We start from the raw sequence: 22624 nt of genomic DNA on the forward strand, positions 1-22624 counted from the left end.
AGGCAATGATGAATAATAAAGATTTAGAAACTTTAAGAGCTCAGATTAACAATATAGACAACAATATAATTGAGCTTTTAGAAAAGCGTTCAGAAATTGTAAAAGAAATAGGTAAGATTAAACGCGAAAAAGGTTTGTCTTTTTATGCTCCAGAAAGGGAAAACCAGATATACAAAACGCTTGATAGCTTAAAACTTACCTATATGAATAAAAATTCCCTAAAAGCAATTTTTAGGGAAATAATGAGTGCTTCGATTAAAATGGAAGAACCTCTTACAATTAGCTATTTAGGCCCTGAAGCTACATTTACACATCAGGCTGCAATCGAAAAATTTGGCACGAGTTTATACTATCAAAGTGAAGAATCTATTGAAGATGTATTTTTTGATGTAGAGCAGGATAGAGCTGATTTTGGGGTGGTACCAATAGAAAATTCTATTGAAGGCGTAGTTAACTATACGCTTGACATGTTTGTTAATTCTAATGTTAAAATAGTTTCGGAGATTATGGTTGATATTAAACATAATTTACTTTCCAAAGCCAATAGCTTAAGTGAGATAAAAACGGTTTATTCTCACCCAAATGCACTTGGACAATGTAAAAGTTGGCTTAAAAAACACTTACCAAATGCAATGTTGCTTGAAACAACATCTACAGCAAAAGCTGCAAAGATTGCTGCAAAAGATAAAACCGCTGCTGCCATTTCGTCTTTGGCTGCAAGTGCTTTATATGATTTAAATGTACTTGCAAAAGGTATAGAAGATAAAATTAACAACGTTACCCGTTTTTTGGTTATTGGAAAACACATTCCATCACCCAGCGGTGAAGATAAAACCTCTTTAATGTTTTCAATACATGACAAAGTCGGAGCGCTTTATTCTATTTTAAAAATATTCTACGATAATCAGATAAATTTGACAAGAATAGAATCCAGGCCTTCAAAACAAGAAAATTGGTCTTACATATTTTATGTGGATATAGATGGACATATAGAATCTGAAAGCGTAAAAAGGGCTTTTGATAACTTAAGTGAAGTAGTACCTTTTGTTAAATTTTTAGGTTCATACCCAAAATACATAAAGTAAGTGAAAAAAAGAATTTTAATTTGCGATGATAGCTCAACTATTAGAGCAATTATAAAGAAAGAATTGCAAGATTACTATGATTTGGAAATTTTTGATGACGGTATATATGCTTATGATTTTTTGCTAAAAGACCAAAGGTTCGATTTTGCCATAATTGATGGTGAAATGCCGCAAATGGGCGGTTTTGAATTGCTTCGAAGGATAAAGGAAGAACTAAATTTAATTTTTTTACCTGTTGTGATTTTAACGGCAAATGAAGGCGATTACTACGAAAAGCAAGCTTTTAATTTAGGTGCTTTTGATTTTCTTAAAAAGCCTTTTAAGCAAGGTCAACTATTACGTTATCTTTTAGATTATTTCAATGAAGAATTGACTGAAGGTAGTGTACTTGTAATTGAAGACTCCACAATACAAAATGAAACAATTTGCCAGCAGCTTAGGCTTAAAAACATGCAACCAATAAGCGCAAATAATGCCGTTGAAGCTATGAGGTATTTACTTAGTGGTATAGATATAGATGTTATATTGATGGATATTTTTTTACCTCAATACACGGGTTATGATCTTATTAGTATTTTAAAGTCTGATGAGCGTTTTAGCTTTATTCCAATAGTTGGACTTACTGCATTTAAAGAAAAAGATATTCTATCTGAGATTTTAAATTTAGGTGCCGATGATTTTATATATAAACCATACAATATTAATGAATTTTTTTCTAGAGTTAGGGCAAATATCAGAATTTCCAAATTAATAAAAAAATTAAAACAAACATCTGAAGAGGATTATTTAACGGGTATATATAACAGACGCACATTTTTTCACTTTTTGGAAAATTTGACAGCACTAAGTGTTAGAGAAAACAAACCGCTTTCTTTTGTAATCTTAGATATTGATTATTTTAAAAAGATTAATGATACTTATGGTCATGATATAGGTGATTCTGTTTTAAAAAAACTTGCAGAGATTGTTTTAAAAATGACAAGAAGAGCAGATGTATTTGGCCGATATGGTGGCGAGGAATTTTGCCTTGCTCTGCCAAATACTGACCTTTATGGTGCATGTTTGCTTGCAAATAAAATACGTTCCACAATTTCACAAACAATAATGACTTTTAATAAATACAAAACAATATCTTTTAGTATAACAATTTCTGCAGGAGTAGCTGAATTTACTAAAGGGATGGAGATAGATACACTTGTAAAAATAGCTGATAAAAACCTTTATTTAGCGAAAGAAAACGGTCGAAACCGTGTTTATCCTATTTTGGAAAGCGTGACCAAAAAAAGCATCTAAAAGGGTTCGAGTTTAACCATTTTTATAAATGGTGCTATGTTATTTGTATAGTATATTATGTATATATTCTCATCAATAAAAGCTAAATCTGTGTAACCCCCATCAAAAAGACTACCTTTGTATGTATCAATTACTTTTTTTTCTAAGGTTTTTGTATTAATGATGCTGATTTTGTTTGTATTATTTTGATTATCCCTAAAACTTACAAAAATTTTGCCATCTATATTGATTGCCATAGGGGCTAGGGCAAAATCAATTAATTTTTTTGGAGTATCCCAATTTGATAAATTTTTACTGCTGCTTAAGTATATCGCGTAGTCTGGATATGTATCTTTGCGAGAAAATGCAATGTAGTTACTGTCAATTTTAACCACAGAAGTTTCATTTAGCATTAAATCTTTTGAGCTTTGTAAATAACTAAACAATTCAAAATGATAAAAATCACTTGTTGCAATAAACAAAGGCCTAGTAAAGTTTTCGTTTTTTAAACTACCATAGGCACTAAATATATAGTATGAATCAAAACTTATTGCTTTGCCATACAATGCAGCTAAATTAACATCTTTAATGTTTATTTGGATTCTTTCTTTAAAATTACAATCGTTAGATACAGATAAAAATACATTATTTATCTTATTTTTAACAAATATTCTTGTGCCAAGCGTATATAAATTATCGCTTAATTTTGATACGATTGCATCTAACTCATTTTGGCTTTCAAAAACGAGTTCTTCTTGGATATTAAGTGAACAGTTTTGATCAAAAAGTTTTTTCAAGTCAGTTAGTTTAATTTTGATACATTTTACCTTACCATGAAAGCCGTGTGGATTACTTTTATCAACCAAACCCTGCCTAAAAAAAATTACTAAATAATCTTTATAGGTTGTCATAGTAGGAAAAGAACTATAAATTACAGGATTTTCATTTACTATTGTTTTTGTTATCATAAGCTGTTTGCTATTATATAAAAGTTTTTTCTAATCCACAATCTTTTTTGTTTAAAGTCGGGCAGGATACTTTCTACTTTTTGCCAGAAATTTTTTGAGTGATTTAGGTAAAACAAGTGGCAAAGCTCATGAATAACGACATAATCAATATAAGCTTGATCAAGCAAAATATTATAAAAGCTAAACCTTAAATTACCGTTAAAATCGCAAGAGCCCAGTCTTTTTTTTGCGCTTGTAATAGTTATACTTTTAAATGTGCAATTAAGTAAGTTTGAATAGTAATTTAAACGAGTTTTTATAAAACTTAGCGCTTGTGTTTTGTACCAATTAATTAAGACTAACCTGGGATTTGATTGTTTTTTTATAGATAATAAAAGTATTCCATCCAGCAAAGAAACACTGTTTTTATCGGCTTTTACTATTTTAAGTTCATAAATTTTACCCAGATAGTAAAAATTTTCGCCGTTATTATAAGTTTTTTTTGCTGGTAAAGCAATTTGTTTAATTTCGCTTATTTTTCTTTCAATCCAGCATTTTTTGTCTTGTACAATATTGTCTATGGTACTTCTTTTTGTGCCAAAAGGAGCTCTTATTTGCAAGTTACCATCATTTGAAATAATAAGGCTTATAGTTTTTCGTTTGGAATAAACAATTTGAATTTGCATAAAAACTGGCGGAGAGGGCGGGATTCGAACCCGCGGTAGAGGTTTTGCCCCTACACTCGCTTAGCAGGCGAGCGCCTTAGGCCAACTCGGCCACCTCTCCAAATAAAAAAATGGCGGAGGAGGTAGGATTCGAACCCACGGAAGGCTTGCACCTTCAACGGTTTTCAAGACCGCCGCCTTAAACCACTCGGCCACTCCTCCGATCTTTTGTTAGTATAACAAATATGAGCCAATTTTCAAGTATTTTAGTTTGAAAATTTTTATTGACAATGTTAGATAAATATAATAAAATTAGAATAATATAATTTCTGGAGGTGTATGATGTGTGTGTTAGTTGTCGGAGGCATGGATAGGTTAGAAGATGATTATATTAAAGTTGCAAACAAAATGGGTATAAAGCTCAAAGTTTTTACAAAGCGCGTTACAGATTTTTCATCAAAAATTGGTGAAGTTGATGCGCTTATTGTGTTTACAAACAAAGTTTCTCATCCAGCAAAAAATCAAGTGGCTAAGTTTTCAAAAAAAACAAATAAACCGGTTTTTTTGTGCCATTCTTGTGGTATTTGTTCTCTAAAAAATGCATTAAAAGAATTAAAAGACTCTATTGAGCCAAAACGTTAATCATACATTAATGTTTAATAAATAAAATCCTCTTTGAAAAAAATTAAGGAGGTGTATATGCAAGATCTAAAAGAACCTGAACTTTTAAACAAAGTAGCTCAAGTAGGTGTGATTTTTTGGCTTACAAAAATTGTTGCAACAACGCTTGGTGAAACGTTTGGGGATTTCTTGTCAATGACGCTCAGTTTGGGCTATAGCTTAACGCTTGTTATTACAATGAGTTTTTTGGCAATTACACTTTTTGCGCAGCTAAGCTCTAAAAAGTATGTACCATTGTATTTTTGGCTAGCAATTATTGGCACAACCACTGTAGGTACAGAAATATCCGATCTTTTAGATAGGACACTTCATTTAGGTTATCCTTTGGGTAGTTTAATTTTGTCAAGCGCATTGTTTGCAACATTATTTTTGTGGTATAAAAAATACAGAGACTTAAGTATTTACCCAATGACTGACTTTAGAAAAGAAGTATTTTTTTGGGTAGCAGTGCTTTTTTCAAATAGCTTGGGGACAGCATTCGGAGATTTTCTATCAGATAGTTTACGTTTGAGCTATTTAGGCGGCACATTAGTAACAAGTGCTGTTATTTTGATTGTTTTGAGTTTGCATTATTTTAGCAAGGTAAGCCCGGTTGTACTGTTTTGGGTTGCTTTTGTTTTTACAAGGCCATTTGGGGCAACTTTTGGCGACTTGTTAACAAAACCTGTTAATATGCACGGCTTGGAGCTTGGAACGCTAAATGCTTCAATTGTAGAGTTTTTAATTATCAGTTTTTTAATTTTTATAGCACATTTGAGATTGAATAGACAAAATATGCTTTCCTGTGAAAAATTAAAAAAGAATTGACCAAGACTGCTTTAAGTCTTGGTTGACTTCTTTTTTAAAAATTTGTAATATTTAAGTTATGGAATCGCCGGTTGAAGAAAAATCAAAAGAACTAATAGAAGAAGCTTTAAAAGAAGCTAGTCAAAAAAACAAATGGTTATTTTGGGTATCTCTTACAACTACCTTTATGGCAATCTTGGCGGCTTTGGTTGGATTAAACTCTGAACTTTATATTACTCAAACTATTTTAAATAAAAACGATGCTGTTTTAATGCAAAATAAGGCTTCTGATACTTGGGGTTACTATCAAGCTAAGGTAATAAGGGAAAATATGTATTCAATTGCCTATGACCTTACAAAAAAGGAAAAGTTTAAATTGCAAGCCCAGCGTTACAGTCAAGAAAAGAAACAAATAAAACAAGATGCACAAAAGCTTGAGGAAAAAGTTAAAGAATTTCAGGAAAAAAGTAATCATAACTTTGAAAAACACCATAAGTTTTTAATAGCACAAATCATAATACAGCTTAGCATAGCCGTTGCATCTATTTCAGCTATTACAAGACGAAAAATTTTTTGGTATGTTTCTCTTTTATCATTTACAGCAGGTTTGTTAATTTTTTTGGTTGAGGTTTTGTGAAAAAATACTACATAACAGCCTTTATTTTGCTTATTTTTGGTGTAGTATCAATATTTGCATTTGATAGATATATTTGCGTGTTTTTATGCAATAAAAAAATATTTTTACCTTTTTTTGACAAAATCAGCGAAATTGGGTCTTTTGAGTGGGTTTTTTTAACTGTTTCTTTGATCGTTTTTTTATCTTTTTGGATTAAGCCTTTAAGACAGTTTGTATTTATAATGTGTGTATCAATAATTCTTGCAGATACCTTGGTTATAGTACTAAAATATATGCTTGGACAGGCAAGGCCAATCATGTATATAAAAGATAATATTTATGGTTTTTATCCGTTTACATTTAGGCATGATTTCGACAGTATGCCTTCTGGTCATACTGTTTTAAATGCAACTTTAGCATTTAGCATTTTTGCAAAAAACAAAAAAATTGGAATTTTACTTATTTTGTGGGCAATACTTGTTGGCCTATCAAGAATGTTTTTATGTAAGCATTATTTGAGCAATGTGCTTGTGAGTTACTCTATATCAATGTTTGTTGTTTTAATTTCTTATTCTTTAGAAAAAAACCTCAAAAACTAATTTTTTTATTGACAAACAATTACCACTGTGATAAATAATATTACGGAACTATAATTTATAATATTAGGAGGGGGAAGATGAAGCGAGTATGGTTAGTGTGTCTTTTTTTAACAATCCTTTCGAACTACGCTTTTGCCGATGATTCAAAAAATTTAGAAGCTGTAAATGTAAGCGCAACACCAATTGTTGAACCCACCAAACAAACAGAACAAACTGTTTTTTCCGGTTTAGAGGTAACAAAACAAGGTATGGATTTAGGGGGAACACAAGCACAAACAAGCGTTTATAATGCGATTAATATATTGCCTGATGTTAGCATTGAAAATGCAGATTCAAGTGGACTTTATGCAGAAGGCACAAATGTTAGAATTAGAGGTGTGCGTGGTTATTTGGGGGCAATGACAGTAGAAGGTATACCAAATTATGGCGGAAACCCTATGGGACCCAGAGATTATATTTACAATATGCAAAATTTTAAGGCAATAAAAGTTTACGAATCTGCAATGCCAGCAAGCTTAGGCGTAGGCGTTGGAAATAGAGGTGGAGCAATTGAGCTTGTACCATTATGGCCACTTAAAACAACACAGTTTAAAATGCAGCAAACTTATGGCTCTTATGAATTGTACGAAAATTTTTTCAGGTTTGATTCTGGAAATATCGATAAAACCAATACAAGATTTAGTGTGTCATACTCATACGGCATTGCAAATAAATGGAGAGGTCCTGGTGAGATCGGCCCAAGGAACAATGTAAATTTTATGCTTGATCAACCAGTTGGCGATGTGTTTGATGCTAAAGTTTTTTTTAACTACAATTTTGTGAAACAAAACCTTTATAGAGCTTTGACCTATGCTCAAATTGACGATACAAACCTTGATTATAATAGTTCAAAAACATCTGTTGCTTCAAAAGATATAAACTATTTTGGGTATAATCATGGTGATTTTCAAAATACTGATTTTTTTAGCATTTTAACAATAAAACCAACCAATATTTTTGATGTAGTGCTAAAACCGTATTATTCTAAGGAAAATACACATATCTGGCAAGGTATTTCTCCACAAAATATTGTTCAAAAAAGAACAAGAGATATAGATAGAAAAGGCATTATTGCACAGTTTGATCTAAATGTTAATCATTTTAAAGTTTCAAGTGGTATGCAATACGAAGTTTCCAATATGGATATATATTCACAAAATTATGCAATTTTAGGTGATAATTTATCTTATAGAGGCTATGGTGTATTTGCAACAACTGGTGATACATATATAAAATCACCATTTTTACAGGTTGCTTTTGAAGACCAAAAATTTAAAGCCCAGGCAGGTATAAAGTATTTTAGATTTAACGATTCTGCTTCACAAGGCTATGTAACAAGCAAAACTGCCCCATATAGTTTGGTTAGAGCGCCAGACTTAGACAGAAAGGAAAGACTTTACGATATATGGTTGCCAAACGTAGGCCTATCTTATAAATTTAGTGATGAGTTTGAACTTTATGCAAATTATGGCAGAAACTTTATTAGACCATATGCTTACATGCCGCTTATTAATTTATATAATACAAATAGGCAAGCATTTCAAAAAGCACATATAACGCTAAATGATCTTTTTGATGGGTACAATATTGAGCGTTCAGATAATATTGATTTAGGTGCACGCATTAGAGGTTCATGGTTTGATCTTTTACCAACATTTTTTTACTCAAAACAAAAAGATTTACTAACAACAGTTTATGACCCCCGTGTTAAGTTAAACTATCAACAAAATATCGGCAAAGCTACAGGTTATGGTTTTGAGCTTGCATTTAATGCTTATGTTAATGATTACCTCACATTCTTTTTTAATCCTTCATTTACTAGATTAACCTACGATAATGATATTAGCTACCAAGGTAGCTTGATTGGTTGCAAGGATAAGCAAATTGTTGATGTGCCAAAATGGCTTATAAAAAGCGGATTTATTGTAAATTATGATAAGTGGCAGTTTATACCTTCTGTTATTTATGTAGGATCAAGGTATGCAGATGCAGGTCACACACAAGAAGTGGCATCTTATGCTACACTTAATGCACAAATAAATTATACACTTAAAAATATCTACAAAATGCACGAACTCAAACTATCACTCCAATTAAACAACATATTAAATAAAAAATACATTGCTGTTATAAACTCAATGGATGATGCGCTTGCTGGAAATACAAGTTTTTATCCAGGCGAGCCGTTTAATGCGAGTTTAACTGCAAGCTTAACATTTTAGGGGGCTTTAATGAATTACAAAAAAGAATGGCTGGATTATGCAAAAAAATTTCACGGCCATATTTGCCCTTATGTAGCGCTTGGTGTCAAAGCATCTCTGTTGCTTTTATCAAAGTTAAATATAAAACGTGCAAGCACGGAAGATACAATTAATGAAAATTTGCTTGCGATTGTTGAGTGTAATAACTGTTTTCTTGATGGTGTTCAGATTGCAACAGGATGCACAATAGGAAACAATAGCCTCATTTACTTAGATACTGGTAAAAATTCTCTATCAATAGTTAGAAGAAGCAATTTTGAAGGCTTAAGGTTATACATGGATTCCGATAAAGTTAAAGGTTACTTTCCAAAAAGAGGACTTAAGCTTTTTGACAAAGTTGTTAAGCAAAGAAACGCCAACCAAGAGGAAATAAAGGAAATGTCTGCTTTATGGGAAGAAACAGGCTATAAAATGTTAGAGATTGATAATAGTATATTTGATATAAAACCTGTAAAAATAAAACCTATTGAAAGAGCACCAATTTTTGACAGTCTTAAGTGTGATAACTGTTCTGAGCTTGTTATGTCAACAAAAATTATTGAACAAGACGGCAAACACTATTGCGCTACATGCGCAAATATAGAATACCAGGCTTTAATTGGAAGAGGTATACAAACAATACAATCTTTATTTTTGGAGGTTTAAATGAAAAGATTTATTATACTTCTCGTAGTTTTTTTCGTTATTATTGCAAATAAAGCTAACGCGATGGAAGTCGTGGATTTATTGGGAAGGCACGTTTCTATTAATCACAAAGTCTCGCGAATAGTGGCTATTGGTCCTGGCACATTGAGGCTTATTTGTTATATGGATTTAGCTAATAATGTAGTTGGCATAGAAAATATAGAAAAAAAATCTACTGCACCATATATGATTGCAAACCAACAATTATTAAAATTGCCTGTTATAGGCCAGGGTGGTCCAAATTCTAGTATAAATACAGAAAAGATATTAAGCTTAAAACCTGATGTTATTTTTGTAACATACTTGCTAGACAAAAATGGTGCACAATTAATACAGGATAAAACACACATACCAGTTGTTGTTTTAAGCTATGGTCAGATTGCAACCTTCAATAATGATGATTTTAAAAAATCATTAATGTTAATAGGGCAAACTTGCGACAAACAAGACAGAGCAAAACAGATCATATCTTTTTTGGATAAGCAATTTAACTATATTAAAGAAATTTCTTTAAATAAACCAAAAGTCAGTGCATATATTGGAGCACTGGGCATGAAGGGCGCACATGGCATAGAAAGCACTCAAGGCAATTTTTTACCTTTTGAATTACTTGGTATAGACAATGTTATCAAAAGCGTAAAATCTCAAGGTGCAGTTATGGTTAGTAAAGAAGAAATTCTAAAATTAAATCCCCAGTATATATTTATTGATTTGGGCGGCTTAGCCTTGGTTGAAAAAGATTATAAAAAAAATCAACAATTTTATAAAAGTTTAAGTGCTTTTAAAAATGGCAATGTGTATATTGAGTGGCCATACAATTACTACGCTACAAATATAGATAATGCTTTAATTGATACATACTTTATAGCCAATGTTGTTTATAAACAAAATTATAATATAAAGCAAATAGCTGATGAAATATACAAATTTTTGCTTAATAAACCTTTGTACGATAAAATGCTTAAAGTTTACAAAAGGAATTTAGGCAAGTTAAATTTTTAATGATAGCAAAAACATACCTTAAGCAAAAAAGAATAAAATTGTTTTATCTTTTGGCTTTAGTAATTATTCTTTTTGTATTAATTTTTGCTTCTGTAATGATTGGCTCTTACAATATTTCAGTTTACGAATGTCTAAAAGCGCTTGTTTTTAAGGCTAATTCAAATTCAGAGCTTGTGATTTGGCAAATGAGACTGCCCCAAGCGCTTACTGCTAGCTTAGCAGGAGGTGGACTTGCGCTATGCGGGGCTGTGTTACAAGTTGTTCTTAAAAATCCATTAGCTTCACCATTTACACTTGGAATTTCATCTTCAAGTGCCTTTGGTGCAGCTTTGGCAATTTTTTTTGGTTCTGCTTTTTTAAAAAATCCGTACGCTGTAAGTTTTAGTGCTTTTTTAAGTTCTTTGATTGCAACATTTATAATAGTATTTATCTCAAAGTTAAAAAATGCATCAAATGAAACACTTATTTTATCTGGTGTTGCAATCGGATCGCTCTTTAGCGCGTTACTTGCAATTTTACAGTATTTTTCAAGTGATACGCAGATTAGCGCTATTATTTTTTGGATGTTTGGTGATTGTTCAAGGGCTAGTTATCATGAAATATTTGTAATTTTTGTTTTGTATATTTTAAGTTTTTTGTTTTTTTTAAAAAACTCGATAGACTATAAGTTATTGCTTTTTGGTGATGATCAAGCAAAGTCTTTGGGTGTAAACGTAGAAAATTTAAGGCTTACCAGTATGGTAATTGCATCTTTGCTTAGTGCAAGTATTGTTGCATTTGTCGGCATTATTGGTTTTGTTGGTTTAATTGCGCCTCATGTTGCAAAAAGGATAATGGGTCTTGATTATTTTTTAATATCAAGTTCAATTACTGGATCGATTTTTTTAGTTGGGGCAGATTTACTTGCTAAAAATGTTTTACAAAACGTTGTTTTGCCTGTTGGTATAGTAACTTCATTTATTGGTGCTCCAGCATTTTTTTATCTTATAATAAGAGGTAAAAAATGAGTTTAGAAGTTAAAAATATGAGTTTTTCTTACAAATACAATAAAATTTTAAAAGATGTATCATTTGTTGCAAAAAAAGGTGAACTTTTGGCACTTTTAGGGCCAAATGGTGCAGGAAAAACAACATTGCTAAAATGTATATCTGGGCTTTTAAAACCTTTTGGAGAAGTAATATTTGACGGTAGATTATTAAACAAAATGTCTTTTAAAGAAATTTCAAAAATAGTTTCTTATTTTGCCCAAAGTTCTGGAAATAGTGGTTTAAGTGTATTTGAAAGTATTTTATTGTCAAGAAAACCACACATTAAAAATTCATTTAGCGCAAAAGATTATGCAATTGTTCAATCGATTATAAAAATGCTAAATATAGCCCACTTATCACTAAAAAAACTAGACCATATAAGCGGGGGAGAAGCACAAAAAGTTCGCATTGCACAACTTTTAGCGCAGGAATCAAAAATTTTACTAATAGATGAGCCTTTAAATAACCTTGATTTAAAGAATCAGATTGAAGTCATGCGTTTATTAAAAAGTTTGATTGTACAAAAAAACCTTATAGTTATAGTAGCTATGCACGACCTCAATATCGCTTTTAATTATGCTGATAAATTACTGTTTCTAAGGGATGGTTATGTTATTGATTTTTGCAGCTTAGAACAATTGGATAACTGTGTCATAGACAAAACATACGGTGTTAAAATGGATATATTAAACCAAAAAGGAAAAAAGATATGCATTCCTTACTTTTAAATCATTTTTCAATACTTGCTGCGCGCGTGAGTTTGGAAAACTTCACGCCGTTTAGTCCACTTATTTTTATTGCAATTTCTTCAATTGATTCTGGTATGCCTCTTAAAATAGTATTTTCCAGGCAATTGTGATGATCCATGTGGATATGTGTCGTGCATACAATATTAAGTGGCCAATCATGTTGAATGTCAATGAGTCTTTCTGCTAATTCTTTTTTATGATGATCATAAATTATAGTCAATACGCCGTAGACTTCTTCACTCGTACTTGACCATTTTTCTTCTACAAGCTCTTTTCTTATTAAATCTCTAACAAACTCAGACCTTGAAGCGTAACCTTTTTTTATCATCTTTTCATCTAATTCTTTTAAAAGAGATTCAGGTAAAGATATGCTGAATCTAATTGTTTCATCCATAAGTATACTCCCAAAGTTTTTGTTTACCAAAACAATCAAACTTATTTTACTTGACTAAAATATTTTGTCAATATTATGTATTTTTTATTGCATTTTTTAATTTTTTGCTTGCATTTATAAATCATCCAATATAAAATATAATTTAAAATTAAAGAAATTTGGAGTTGCAGTATGAAAAAAGTATTTGTTTTGGTAATAAGTATAGCTTTGTTAGTGTATATCAATGTATCGTTTGCGGCAGAATATACAATGGTTATTGGTAAAGTAATTAGCATTAATTTGAAGGATTCCTCGATCAAAGTGGATGTATACTCTAAAAGATGCACAGGCATTCATACTTTTTCAATACAAAATGATGAAGTTTTGAAAAAATTAAAAGAGCACTCAAACATTGCCTTGTATTTGGTAAAAGATTGTGAAGAAGCTATTGTAATTACAGGAGAGTAAAAGATGATAAAGAAGTTGTTTTTGGCAATAGCGTTTTTGGTTTTTTCTGCTAATGTGTCTTTTGCAGATTGTTCCTCGCCAAGTGCTGCTGCAATACCACCGTTTCTTGGTAAGCAGACTGCTATAGCTCCAAATGTATTAATTGTTATGGATATAAGCGGCTCTATGAGCTGGCCTGCTTATGCTCCTAGCTATTATACTCCTGGTAGTCCTTATCAAGGAAACGAAGAGGGCTATTTTGACCCAAATAGCGTTTATTCTTACAATGGTTCTTATTGGTATATAAATAATAATGCTAAAGCAGCTGCATGTCCAAAGAGCAGTTATTATATTTCCTCTGATACAAGCTATAAAGGATCGTGTCTAAATTACCACTATATGACACGCATTGACCTTTTGCAGTGGGTATTAACTGGAGGCTCACCAGCGCATTGCTCATCTGCAGATTCAGACTGCGACCCAAGAACTCCTAACCCAAATGATAAAATAAGCGGTAGTATTTTATTATCAACTTATAATGGTATACAAATCCTTTCTCCAATTAGTAGAATAAATAATTCTTTGCTTTTATCTTTAGCTAACGATTCCAAAAATGTTAAGCCTCGCATTGGTTTAGAAATGTTTTCGTCAAACGTAGATACAAAAAAAGTATATATTGGCGGTTATGATAGCTCAGGCAATACTGATCCAAATTATCCTTATACATATTTAATTAGAATGATAAACGGTGCAACTCCAGGTGGTGCAACGGCAACAGGACCAGCGATGAAAGCAGCTTTGGATTATTTTAATCAAGGCACTCTAGATATAGATACAGATTGTAAAGGCCAAGGCTACCCATACGGCAACGGTTTCAGCTATGGTCAGGGTACATGGAAGGATCCTATGTATCAGCCCTGCAACCAAGACTGTATAACAGAAAACTGTGATTTTTGTTCTGCAGAGTGCGCCAATAACTATGTAATTTTGATGTCTGATGGTGATTGGAATACAGGTGGTGATCCACTAAAGCCTGCATGGTATATGCACAATAAATTTAAAAGGACGCTAAATAACACAGATTTTAAGATAAACAGAGTCTACAGTGTGGGTATGTTTTTAAGCACAGGAAGCGGTGCTTGTGGTTTTAAGGCACTAAAGAATGTTTCACTTTACGGGTCAAATAATTTTGCTACGTATCCTACTAATTGTTCAAATTGCAATAATAGTTGCTCAAATACAGATTATGGCTATTACGGTGCATACGGCAGCTACTGCTACACGCCAAACCCGGATCCAACTCAAACAAATCCTCCAACAGCCTTTAGTGCAAACAATGCACTTGAGCTAAAAAACAGCCTTGCTGCGATATTTGAAGATATAGCAAAAAATGTTTCATCTGGCTCATCTGCAGCCATTGCAAGCTCAAGCAATCAGGGTTCTATTGTTTTGCAATCTGTATTTTGGCCCCAAAAAACATTTGATAATGGTAATACACTTTCTTGGGTAGGAAAGCTATATGCATGGTGGCTATACCAGAGCCCTGGTTCTGCGCCTTTGCTGAAAGCAGACAATGGCAACAAACAGCTTGACACGACAGACCCTACAATAACTTTTGGCACAAACCCATCAAGTGTATTTGACAACAACACACCGGTATTTGAATCAGGCGCGGTTTTGCTTAGTACAAGCCCGGACAAAAGGACTATTTATACTACAGTTGATGGCAAAACTTTAATAGACTTTAGTAGTGTTAATCTTAATAAAATAAGTCCTTATTTTGGCAGTTTGCCAGACTATCTGGGTAGCTCAAATCAAGCAACTAATTTAATAAACTATATACGAGGCACAGATATAAGTGGCGCAAGAAATCGCACCGTTACTCAAAGTGGTACAACAGGCGTCTGGAAGCTTGGTGATATTGTATATTCGTCTCCAGCTGTTATGCAGGCAGTTAACTATAACGACGCTTCAAAAACCTACAATGTTATATTTGCTGGTGCAAACGATGGTATGCTGCATGCGTTTCTTATGGGGCAGCCCATAAATACCTACCAAAAAGATACGATAGTAAAACTTTGCAATGATGATAAATTTACAACAGATAGTCAAGGAAACATAACCTGCACAGATGACAATGACAAGGTGGGCAGTGAGCTTTGGGCATTTATACCAAAAAATTCCTTGCCGTATTTAAAATACTTGGCAGATCCAAACTATGATGCAAGCAAACATATATATTTTAATGATTTAGAACCTTTTGTATTTAGAGTTTTTACATCAAGCGGTGTGAAAACAATCCTAATTGGAGGTATGAGGCTTGGTGGTTGTGTAAATCCACCAAGTGATGCAAATGGCGCAGGTTATTCTTCATACTATGCACTTGATGTTACAGACCCCAAAAACCCAAGTTTGTTGTGGGAGTTTAGCGACGCAAGTTTAGGTTTTAGCTATTCTGGACCTGCTATAATAAAAGAATATGATAAAGAAAATAAGTATTTTGTAATGTTTTTATCTGGCCCAACCGATTATGATGGAACATCAAATCAGTCTTTGAGCGCATATATATTAGATTTGTTTTCTGGAGAGCTTAAACAAACCATTACAAATTTTGGCGGCTCAATTTACAAGAATGCTTTTGGTGGAAGATTATTTACTGGAGGCATAGTGGATAATTCAAATAGCTTAACAGCAGCAATACCATTTGGTATATCCTATAAAGACAGCAGTGGTAATTGGCATGGGAAGGTTTTTTTACTTAATACTTTTGAAAATGCTGATTATACAAAATGGAAAATCGTGCCCGTTACTTTTAATATTGATATTGGGCCAGTTACCGCTCAGGTTGCGACTTCAAAGTGCCAAAATAGCAGACAATATATATATTTTGGGACAGGCAGGTACTTTAAAGCTACAGATGGTATTACAAGTCCAAACGAAAATATCTTTGGCGCAGATGTGACAAGCTGTATAAATTCAGAAAGTTGTACTGTTAGTTTAACAAAAATTACACCATCTAATCAAATAGGAAAATCTTATGTACCAGGTTTTTCATGGTACGTACCACTTGATGCAAAATTGGGAGAAAGAGATATTAGTGATCCTGCAGCAGATTCAAACTCTGTTACATTTACAACAGCAATACCATCAGGTGGGGGAAATGCTTCTAAATCTTTATGCATCAGTGGTTATGGCGGCCAAACAAGAGTGTGGTCTCTATCTTGCGGAACGGGTGCACCAAATACAAGCGGACAAAGCTATATTATTTCTACATCTTCTGGAGGCTTGTATTCAGCAAGTGCAAATACTTCTAATACAACAGGAATTATTGGCACATATACCGGTATACCAGCTGTTAAAAAACCAACGCAAGTCCCAGCTGGAACAAATAAAGGTATTATTATTCAGTGGTTGGAGAAGTGAAAGCTTTTACATTGCTTGAAGTTATTGTAACTATAGCGATTTTGGCTATAGTACTTGCTATTGCTATACCAAATTTTAATAAATACATGAAAAGCTTTGAGATTACAAGTCAGTTTAACCAGATTGAATCAGATTTAGATTGGTCAAAAACATACGCATTTACACGCAAAGTCCAGGTAAGTGTCGTATTTTCTGCAAATAGCTACACAATTTTTGACTCTACAAACAACAAAATTATTAAAGGACCAATAAATTTAAAGTATAGTTGTTCTACAAACCCAGCCAACTCACCAATAATATTTTACCCGCTTGGATATCCTACACCAGCAAGCGTATATACTGTTGAAAGCAATAACCCAAACTGCACAAGCGTATCTTTTACAAGAATAATATCAGGAGTTTATGATGGTACAAGCTGCACGCAATAAAAATGGTTTTTCTTTGATAGAAGCCATAATTGCGCTATTTATAATTTTGATTGCTTTAATTGGGCTTTTAGGTGCACTAAACCTGGCAATGAATGTAGAAAGCCAAAATGAAGTAAGAAATGCTGTGCTAAAAATCATTGATCAAAAGCGCAATGAGATTGAATCGAATATTGCGCTTTGTGATGATTACTCTCAACCAACAAATATAAATATTACAAACTCAACTATATCAAAGTATATCCCAAGCTATACAATACAAACTACAAAACAAGACCAGACTTCAAATACCATATGTATTGCAAATTTTAGTTGGAATTATAAAGGTAAATTAGAGCATACAACAAGGATTGTTGTAGTGAGGAAACAATGAATCACAATAAAAAAGGATTTACGCTTTTAGAGATTATTGTTACGCTATTTATAGTTATGGTGGCTTTGGCAATAGGTTATTATACTTTTGTCAAAGTTTTAAAGTTATCCTTTTATCATTCAAGCACGCAAAAATCCCAGATTAATACATTAATGGGTATTGATTTGCTAAGGTACGATTGCGAGATGGCAGGTTATGGTCTTACGCAAAGCATACCCAAAGGGGTCGACTCAAGCAACTATGCCGAAGCATCCTCAAGTCCAGCTAATAATTACAATAATGAACCAGGTGTGCCTTGGCCAGTGCAAATTGGCACATATAACAATGCTTCGTATTTAGTTATACGTTCAACTATAGCCAATATAAACTCTGCTTCAAGGAAGTGGAGCGTAATGTATTATGATGGCACAAATTGGCAAATTCAGGGTTACAGCGATAGTTTAAGCTGGCCAAAAAATGAAGCTGACAATCATTTTACAAAAGGCACAGATGACAATGATTATGTAATAATTTTACACAATAAAGACCTGTATGCTAAATCAAACGGTTTGTATTACTTTAAGCTTAGCACACTTCCATCAAATGCCAATATACCACCATCCGATTATACATATGTTGTGTATGGTGTTGATGCAGATACTACACTTCGCATGCCTTTTAATAGAGTAGATTATTTTTTGGATAATACTAATTTGCCAAAATTTTGCGAGCCTTCAACTTATGAATTATATAGAGCTACCATTAACCAATCAAATGGTGCAATAAACAAACAGCCGCTTTTGGATTGTGTTAAGGATTTTGAGGTTGCAATTAAAAGTGGCAATAATTGGTATACAAGCAAAAACCCTCTTGGTAGTCAAATTGATGCTCAAAACACTCAAGAAATAAGAATATTTATACTCCAACAATCTGGAAAGTTTAACCAAGAATATACAAATTCCAAAACAATCAATCTTGGCGATAGCGACACGGGTATTTTAAGCACTTTTACACCGTCTGGCAATCAAGTGCATTACCAATGGAAGACAATTAATTTATCAATAGTACCGAGGAATTTAGTTCAATGAAAGATTTAAAAAACCAAAAAGGCATAGCATTAATTGTAGCGATACTGCTTAGTTTTATGGCATTGACTTTAATTAGTGCATTGATGTGGCTTGTCATTTCTGGGACAAAAATGAGTGGCATGTACAAGCAATACGCAAGTGCGCACGATGCAGCAATTGGTGGTGCAGAGGTTATAATAGATGCTCTGTATTGGGGGCAAAACCCAAGTTTGCCAGATAATTCTTACAATATAAATGATCAAACATGCTTTAGAACAAAAAGAGAAAATCCAATACAGTATTGGGGAAATTGTTTAAATTCTAACCCAGATCTTGTTATAAATTTTGGCAAGATTAACTCAAGCAGTGATTATTACACTGTAAATGTTACTATAACATCTACGACTATTGCGCCACCTTGTGCTGCATCTTCAAGCCCTGCAAAATACTACTATTCGGTTTCAATTGATGCAACAAACTCTACAAGGCTTGACAAATCAGGTCTTGATTTTGTTTATGCATTGGGTCAGTGATTTTGCAAATTTTTAAAAAGGTATTGACAATTTTTAAAATAAATGCTAAAAAAGGCTGCTAGCATTTTAAAAGCTAGTAAAAAATTTTATGTTTTAAGGAGGGCACATGGGTGAAGGCACTCGGGAGGCATATTTTAGCAGAGTACTTTAGCTGTGATAAAGACATTTTAAATGATGTGGTTGCTTTGGAAAAGTATTTGAACGATGCAGCAAAAGCTGCAAACGCTACTGTTATTTCTTCATCTTTTCGAACTTTCCAGCCTTTTGGCGTAAGCGGTATAGTTATAATTGCCGAATCTCATCTGGCGATCCACACTTGGCCAGAATATGGTTATGCAGCAATAGACTTTTTTACATGCGGGGATTCTGCAGATCCATGGAAAGCGCATGAGTATCTAAAGAATTTGCTCAAACCACTTTACACAAAAGAGCAAGAGGTTTTAAGAGGTGTCCTCGACTTAGAACATTTTACTTATAAAGCTCAATGTAATTTGGTGGTAGAGCAATGATAGACATCTTTTCAAGTGTTCCAAATATTTATAAGCTTTCTTCTTCTAACGCAGAAGGCTTGACTTTGTTAAATGCATTTGATGTAGCTTTACTTGAAAGCGGTGTAGGAAATACTAACCTTGTAAAAATGAGTTCAATTTTGCCACCAAACTGCGAGTATCAAGAAGAAATCAAGCTTCCATTGGGTGCACTAGTGCCCGTTGCTTATGCATCGATAGTGTCAGATAAAAAAGGACAAAAAATTGCTGCAGCTGTTGCAGCAGCAATACCTAAAGACAAAACAAAAAATGGTCTTATTATGGAATACGAAAACTACGATATCTCAAAAAATGAGGCAGAAAGAATAGTTATTGAGATGGCAAAGTGGGGAATGGATAGAAGAGGTTACGAAATAGAAAAAATTGTTAGTATTTCTGCCGAACACACAGTTGAAAAATGCGGTTGTGCTTTTGCCTGTGTTGTGTTGTGGTGGAAATGAATTATTATTGTGCAAATTCAAGTTTTGAAAAAGCTCAAATAGTTATTGTGGGTGTGCCTTATGATGGCACATCCTCTTTTAGACCTGGTTCAAGGTTTGCTCCAAACGCTATAAGGGAAAATTCTTACGGTATAGAGTCTTACTCGCCATATTTTGATAAAGATTTAAGAGAAAAAAAAATTTGTGATATGGGTGATATGCCTTTGCCATTTGGTGATAAAGCTTTTGTGCTTGATATAATAGAAAAGTTTTCTTACAAGCTTATTAAAAACAGAAAAAAGCTTTTATCTATTGGGGGAGAACACTTAATAACTTTTCCTTTAATCAAAACATTTGCAAATAAATACCAAAATATTTCAGTAGTACACTTAGATGCTCATAGTGATTTAATAGATTCTTATCGCTCAGAAAAATTGTCTCATGCGAGTGTAATTAGGCGTGTTTGTGAAATAGTAGGTTTTGAAAATGTTTACCAACTTGGGATTAGAAGTTTAAATAGCACAGATCTAAATCTCCCATATAGAAAAGAAAACTTATGTTTGTTTAATTTTGATAAAGCTCAAGATTTTGTTGAAAGGATTGGTGATAGGCCAGTTTATCTAACAATAGATTTAGATGTATTAGACCCTTCAATTTTCCCAGGCACAGGTACACCAGAGCCTGGTGGTGTTACTTACAAAGAACTAATTGATTGTCTCAAAAAACTTAGCGTTTTAAATATTGTTGGCTGCGATATAGTTGAATTATCACCACAATATGACACAAGCGGCGTTTCTTCAATTGTTGCAGCAAGTGTTGCAAGGGAAGTCTTGTGTTTTTTATAAAAACTCAATAGGTATTTCTTCAAAGCTTTCAACACATAAATCTACACAATCAGATTTTTTTGTATTAACCAGTACTGTTTTAAATTTAAACATTTTTGCTGTAATTAAATTTTGTTCCATATCATCAATCATTGTATAAAACAAAGAAGGAAATTTTTTAATAATTTTAATGTAAGGTTCTTTATTTGGTTTTGCTATAAAGTCTGCTTCTATTATATCAAATATGTCATTAAATTCACTAAGGATTTCTAGGCGTTCTAAAACATTTAAAGCATGTTTTTTGGGTGCACTTGTAAAGATGATTTTTTTGCCATTTATTTTTTTAAGTTTTTCTTTCAAATTATTATTTGGTTTAATAGAGGATAAATCTACATTATGTGCAAACTCTAAAAAAAAATAAGGATCAATGTTGTAATTTTTAATTAATCCCATAAGTGTAGAACCATATGTTTTTACATAAAAAGATCTTAAATTTTCTATAAACTTTTCTTCCATATTTAGATATTGCATCATAAATTTTTTAATATTTTTGTTAATATGGTCAAATATACCAGTTTGAGGTTTGTATAACGTTTTATCCAAATCTATCAAAAATGTCTTCATTTTCTAATTTGTCTAATTGTACCATAAAGTTAGATGCATTACTAGACATTAATTTAAGCTCATCAGTCTTCTTGTAGAAAAAATCTAATAGCACTTTTGAAAATTCTTTAAGATTTGTAGGATCTATTACAATGCCTGCTTTAGATTTTTCTACAAGCTCACTGTAGCCTGCAAATTTGCTTGCAATAACTGGTAGACCGCAGGCAAGCGCTTCTTCTATTACAAAACCTGCACTATCGTATAAACTTGGATAAACAAAACAATCAGAAGACTTATAAAAGTTTTCTAAATCATTTCTTTTTCCAAAAAATGATATTTTGTTTTCAATTGATAGTTTTTTGGCTTTTGCTTTAAATTTATTAACGCTATCTTGTCCAACAGCAATTAAGTGTGCTCTGGCAAAAAATTCTTTATCTTTGCATGCAATCTTAAAAGCATCAAGTAAGTAAAAAAAACCTTTAAGCCAGAAGTTTGTTGAGACATACAAGAAATAAAATTTGTCTTGATTTAGGTTTAGGGTTTTTAAAAATACTTTATTTTTGTTTTCGGGATTAAATTTTTTTAAATCAATTTTATTATATTGAATAACAATTTTTGAACTATCAACATTATAACCTTGTATTAATTGGTTTTTAACATATTCAGAAGGGACAACAAAATACTTGGTGTTATTATAAGTAAAAGCTTTTTTTTGAATATATATTAACAACCAATGATAAACAGATAAGTTTCGTTTTAATTTGGCAAGCATTAAGGACAATTTATTTGTATGTCTTAAATAGGCTTGTTTGACATAACATTTATGAGTTCCACCGCTTACTCTTAATATATCACAACCTATACTGTTTCCAAAGCAATATGAAATATAATTGTCTTTTTGGGCTTTTTTTATGTAAATATAGCTTACAATAGCAAAGCTTGCAAGTTTCAGCCAGCTTGGCCAGTGGGGGACTTTTATAACTTTTATATCAAGATTTGATGTATCTATTTTATCTACCTGCGATGCTAAAATCTTTACGCTGTAGCCTTTTTCAATAAGTTCTTTTGCTGTATATACAATGGAGCGTTCTGTACCACCATAGTTTGATAATTTTTTATATACGAGCAATACTTTTTTCATCTACTCCTTTATTATACCAGATTTTTAGGTACATACAAGATTTTTCTTGACATTA

General features: G+C 32.5%; 25 protein-coding genes and 2 tRNA genes. 20 read left to right on the plus strand and 7 right to left on the minus strand.

What is annotated here, in order from left to right; all coding sequences use genetic code 11:
• Positions 1-8 precede the first annotated feature (8 nt).
• On the plus strand, positions 9-1085 hold the full coding sequence (gene pheA / locus BLQ93_RS02175) for a prephenate dehydratase (protein ID WP_025392204.1): 1077 nt from the start codon (positions 9-11) through the stop codon (positions 1083-1085).
• Complete coding sequence (locus BLQ93_RS02180; RefSeq protein ID WP_092127882.1) at positions 1086-2378, plus strand: diguanylate cyclase; 1293 nt, start codon at positions 1086-1088, stop codon at positions 2376-2378.
• Here the strand turns inward: BLQ93_RS02180 and BLQ93_RS02185 are convergent.
• From BLQ93_RS02185 to BLQ93_RS02200, 4 genes are all read right to left on the minus strand, one after another.
• Positions 2375-3325 carry a hypothetical protein gene (locus BLQ93_RS02185; RefSeq protein WP_092127884.1) on the minus strand — a complete coding sequence of 317 codons (951 nt, stop codon included), beginning with the start codon at positions 3323-3325 and terminating at the stop codon, positions 2375-2377. The genes BLQ93_RS02180 and BLQ93_RS02185 overlap by 4 nt on opposite strands.
• On the minus strand, positions 3322-3990 hold the full coding sequence (locus BLQ93_RS02190) for a M48 family metallopeptidase (RefSeq protein ID WP_092127886.1): 669 nt from the start codon (positions 3988-3990) through the stop codon (positions 3322-3324). Before BLQ93_RS02190 ends, BLQ93_RS02185 begins: the two co-directional genes overlap by 4 nt.
• 6 nt (positions 3991-3996) lie before the next feature.
• Positions 3997-4090, minus strand: a tRNA-Ser gene (locus BLQ93_RS02195).
• An 11-nt stretch (positions 4091-4101) separates the two neighbouring features.
• Positions 4102-4191, minus strand: a tRNA-Ser gene (locus BLQ93_RS02200).
• Between the two features lie 120 nt (positions 4192-4311).
• Between BLQ93_RS02200 and BLQ93_RS02205 the strand changes: the two genes are divergently transcribed.
• From BLQ93_RS02205 to BLQ93_RS02245, 9 genes are all read left to right on the plus strand, one after another.
• A complete protein-coding gene (locus BLQ93_RS02205; protein WP_025392200.1) occupies positions 4312-4611 on the plus strand; it encodes a DUF2325 domain-containing protein in 300 nt (99 codons plus the stop codon).
• A gap of 57 nt (positions 4612-4668) precedes the next feature.
• Complete coding sequence (locus BLQ93_RS02210) at positions 4669-5457, plus strand: COG4705 family protein (protein WP_092127888.1); 789 nt, start codon at positions 4669-4671, stop codon at positions 5455-5457.
• Between the two features lie 58 nt (positions 5458-5515).
• On the plus strand, positions 5516-6073 hold the full coding sequence (locus tag BLQ93_RS02215) for a DUF4337 domain-containing protein (protein ID WP_025392198.1): 558 nt from the start codon (positions 5516-5518) through the stop codon (positions 6071-6073).
• Complete coding sequence (locus BLQ93_RS02220; protein ID WP_025392197.1) at positions 6070-6651, plus strand: phosphatase PAP2 family protein; 582 nt, start codon at positions 6070-6072, stop codon at positions 6649-6651. Before BLQ93_RS02215 ends, BLQ93_RS02220 begins: the two co-directional genes overlap by 4 nt.
• Positions 6652-6728: 77 nt before the next feature.
• Positions 6729-8912, plus strand: coding sequence for a TonB-dependent receptor (locus tag BLQ93_RS02225; protein ID WP_092127890.1), 2184 nt, complete (start codon positions 6729-6731; stop codon positions 8910-8912).
• 9 nt (positions 8913-8921) lie between these two features.
• Positions 8922-9596 carry an FmdE family protein gene (locus BLQ93_RS02230; protein ID WP_092127892.1) on the plus strand — a complete coding sequence of 225 codons (675 nt, stop codon included), beginning with the start codon at positions 8922-8924 and terminating at the stop codon, positions 9594-9596.
• Positions 9597-10637 (plus strand): iron ABC transporter substrate-binding protein, encoded by a 1041-nt coding sequence (locus BLQ93_RS02235; RefSeq protein ID WP_092127894.1) that lies wholly within the window; start codon positions 9597-9599, stop codon positions 10635-10637. It abuts the gene before it with no gap.
• Complete coding sequence (locus BLQ93_RS02240) at positions 10637-11644, plus strand: FecCD family ABC transporter permease (protein ID WP_092127896.1); 1008 nt, start codon at positions 10637-10639, stop codon at positions 11642-11644. The genes BLQ93_RS02235 and BLQ93_RS02240 overlap by 1 nt, the downstream gene beginning before the upstream one ends.
• A complete protein-coding gene (locus BLQ93_RS02245) occupies positions 11641-12393 on the plus strand; it encodes an ABC transporter ATP-binding protein (RefSeq protein WP_025392192.1) in 753 nt (250 codons plus the stop codon). The genes BLQ93_RS02240 and BLQ93_RS02245 overlap by 4 nt, the downstream gene beginning before the upstream one ends.
• A gap of 1 nt (position 12394) precedes the next feature.
• Here the strand turns inward: BLQ93_RS02245 and nikR are convergent, their stop codons facing one another.
• A complete protein-coding gene (gene nikR / locus BLQ93_RS02250; protein ID WP_092127898.1) occupies positions 12395-12808 on the minus strand; it encodes a nickel-responsive transcriptional regulator NikR in 414 nt (137 codons plus the stop codon).
• A 171-nt stretch (positions 12809-12979) separates the two neighbouring features.
• On the opposite strand from nikR, the gene BLQ93_RS02255 reads away from it, so the two are divergent.
• The 9 genes from BLQ93_RS02255 (at position 12980) to speB (ending at position 20846) form a co-directional block, all read left to right on the plus strand.
• Entirely contained in the window at positions 12980-13255 is a 276-nt protein-coding gene (locus BLQ93_RS02255) for a hypothetical protein (protein ID WP_092127900.1), read from the plus strand.
• Between the two features lie 3 nt (positions 13256-13258).
• Positions 13259-16657: a pilus assembly protein gene (locus tag BLQ93_RS02260; RefSeq protein ID WP_092127903.1), complete on the plus strand. Its 3399-nt coding sequence runs from the start codon at positions 13259-13261 to the stop codon at positions 16655-16657.
• Positions 16654-17085 (plus strand): pilus assembly FimT family protein, encoded by a 432-nt coding sequence (locus BLQ93_RS02265; protein ID WP_159427472.1) that lies wholly within the window; start codon positions 16654-16656, stop codon positions 17083-17085. The genes BLQ93_RS02260 and BLQ93_RS02265 overlap by 4 nt, the downstream gene beginning before the upstream one ends.
• On the plus strand, positions 17063-17455 hold the full coding sequence (locus BLQ93_RS02270; protein WP_159427473.1) for a prepilin-type N-terminal cleavage/methylation domain-containing protein: 393 nt from the start codon (positions 17063-17065) through the stop codon (positions 17453-17455). The genes BLQ93_RS02265 and BLQ93_RS02270 overlap by 23 nt, the downstream gene beginning before the upstream one ends.
• Complete coding sequence (locus tag BLQ93_RS02275; RefSeq protein WP_092127909.1) at positions 17452-18522, plus strand: PilW family protein; 1071 nt, start codon at positions 17452-17454, stop codon at positions 18520-18522. The genes BLQ93_RS02270 and BLQ93_RS02275 overlap by 4 nt, the downstream gene beginning before the upstream one ends.
• Entirely contained in the window at positions 18519-19034 is a 516-nt protein-coding gene (locus tag BLQ93_RS02280; protein WP_092127910.1) for a hypothetical protein, read from the plus strand. Before BLQ93_RS02275 ends, BLQ93_RS02280 begins: the two co-directional genes overlap by 4 nt.
• A 110-nt stretch (positions 19035-19144) precedes the next feature.
• Positions 19145-19543, plus strand: a complete 399-nt coding sequence (gene speD, locus BLQ93_RS02285) for an adenosylmethionine decarboxylase (RefSeq protein ID WP_025392184.1) — start codon at positions 19145-19147, stop codon at positions 19541-19543.
• Positions 19540-20022, plus strand: a complete 483-nt coding sequence (locus tag BLQ93_RS02290; protein WP_025392183.1) for a pyruvoyl-dependent arginine decarboxylase — start codon at positions 19540-19542, stop codon at positions 20020-20022. Before speD ends, BLQ93_RS02290 begins: the two co-directional genes overlap by 4 nt.
• A complete protein-coding gene (gene speB, locus BLQ93_RS02295; protein WP_092127912.1) occupies positions 20019-20846 on the plus strand; it encodes an agmatinase in 828 nt (275 codons plus the stop codon). The genes BLQ93_RS02290 and speB overlap by 4 nt, the downstream gene beginning before the upstream one ends.
• On the opposite strand, the gene BLQ93_RS02300 is transcribed toward speB, so the two are convergent.
• The gene (locus tag BLQ93_RS02300) at positions 20841-21449 is read right to left on the minus strand and encodes an HAD family hydrolase (protein WP_092127914.1); all 609 of its coding nucleotides are present in this window, start codon (positions 21447-21449) and stop codon (positions 20841-20843) included. The two genes, speB and BLQ93_RS02300, sit on opposite strands and share 6 nt — an antisense overlap.
• Positions 21421-22569 (minus strand): glycosyltransferase family 4 protein, encoded by a 1149-nt coding sequence (locus tag BLQ93_RS02305; protein WP_092127916.1) that lies wholly within the window; start codon positions 22567-22569, stop codon positions 21421-21423. The genes BLQ93_RS02300 and BLQ93_RS02305 overlap by 29 nt, the downstream gene beginning before the upstream one ends.
• Positions 22570-22624 lie beyond the last annotated feature (55 nt).

Origin of the sequence: Desulfurella multipotens (genome assembly GCF_900101285.1) — a bacterium.
In the GTDB taxonomy this organism is placed as follows: Bacteria; Campylobacterota_A; Desulfurellia; order Desulfurellales; family Desulfurellaceae; genus Desulfurella; species Desulfurella acetivorans.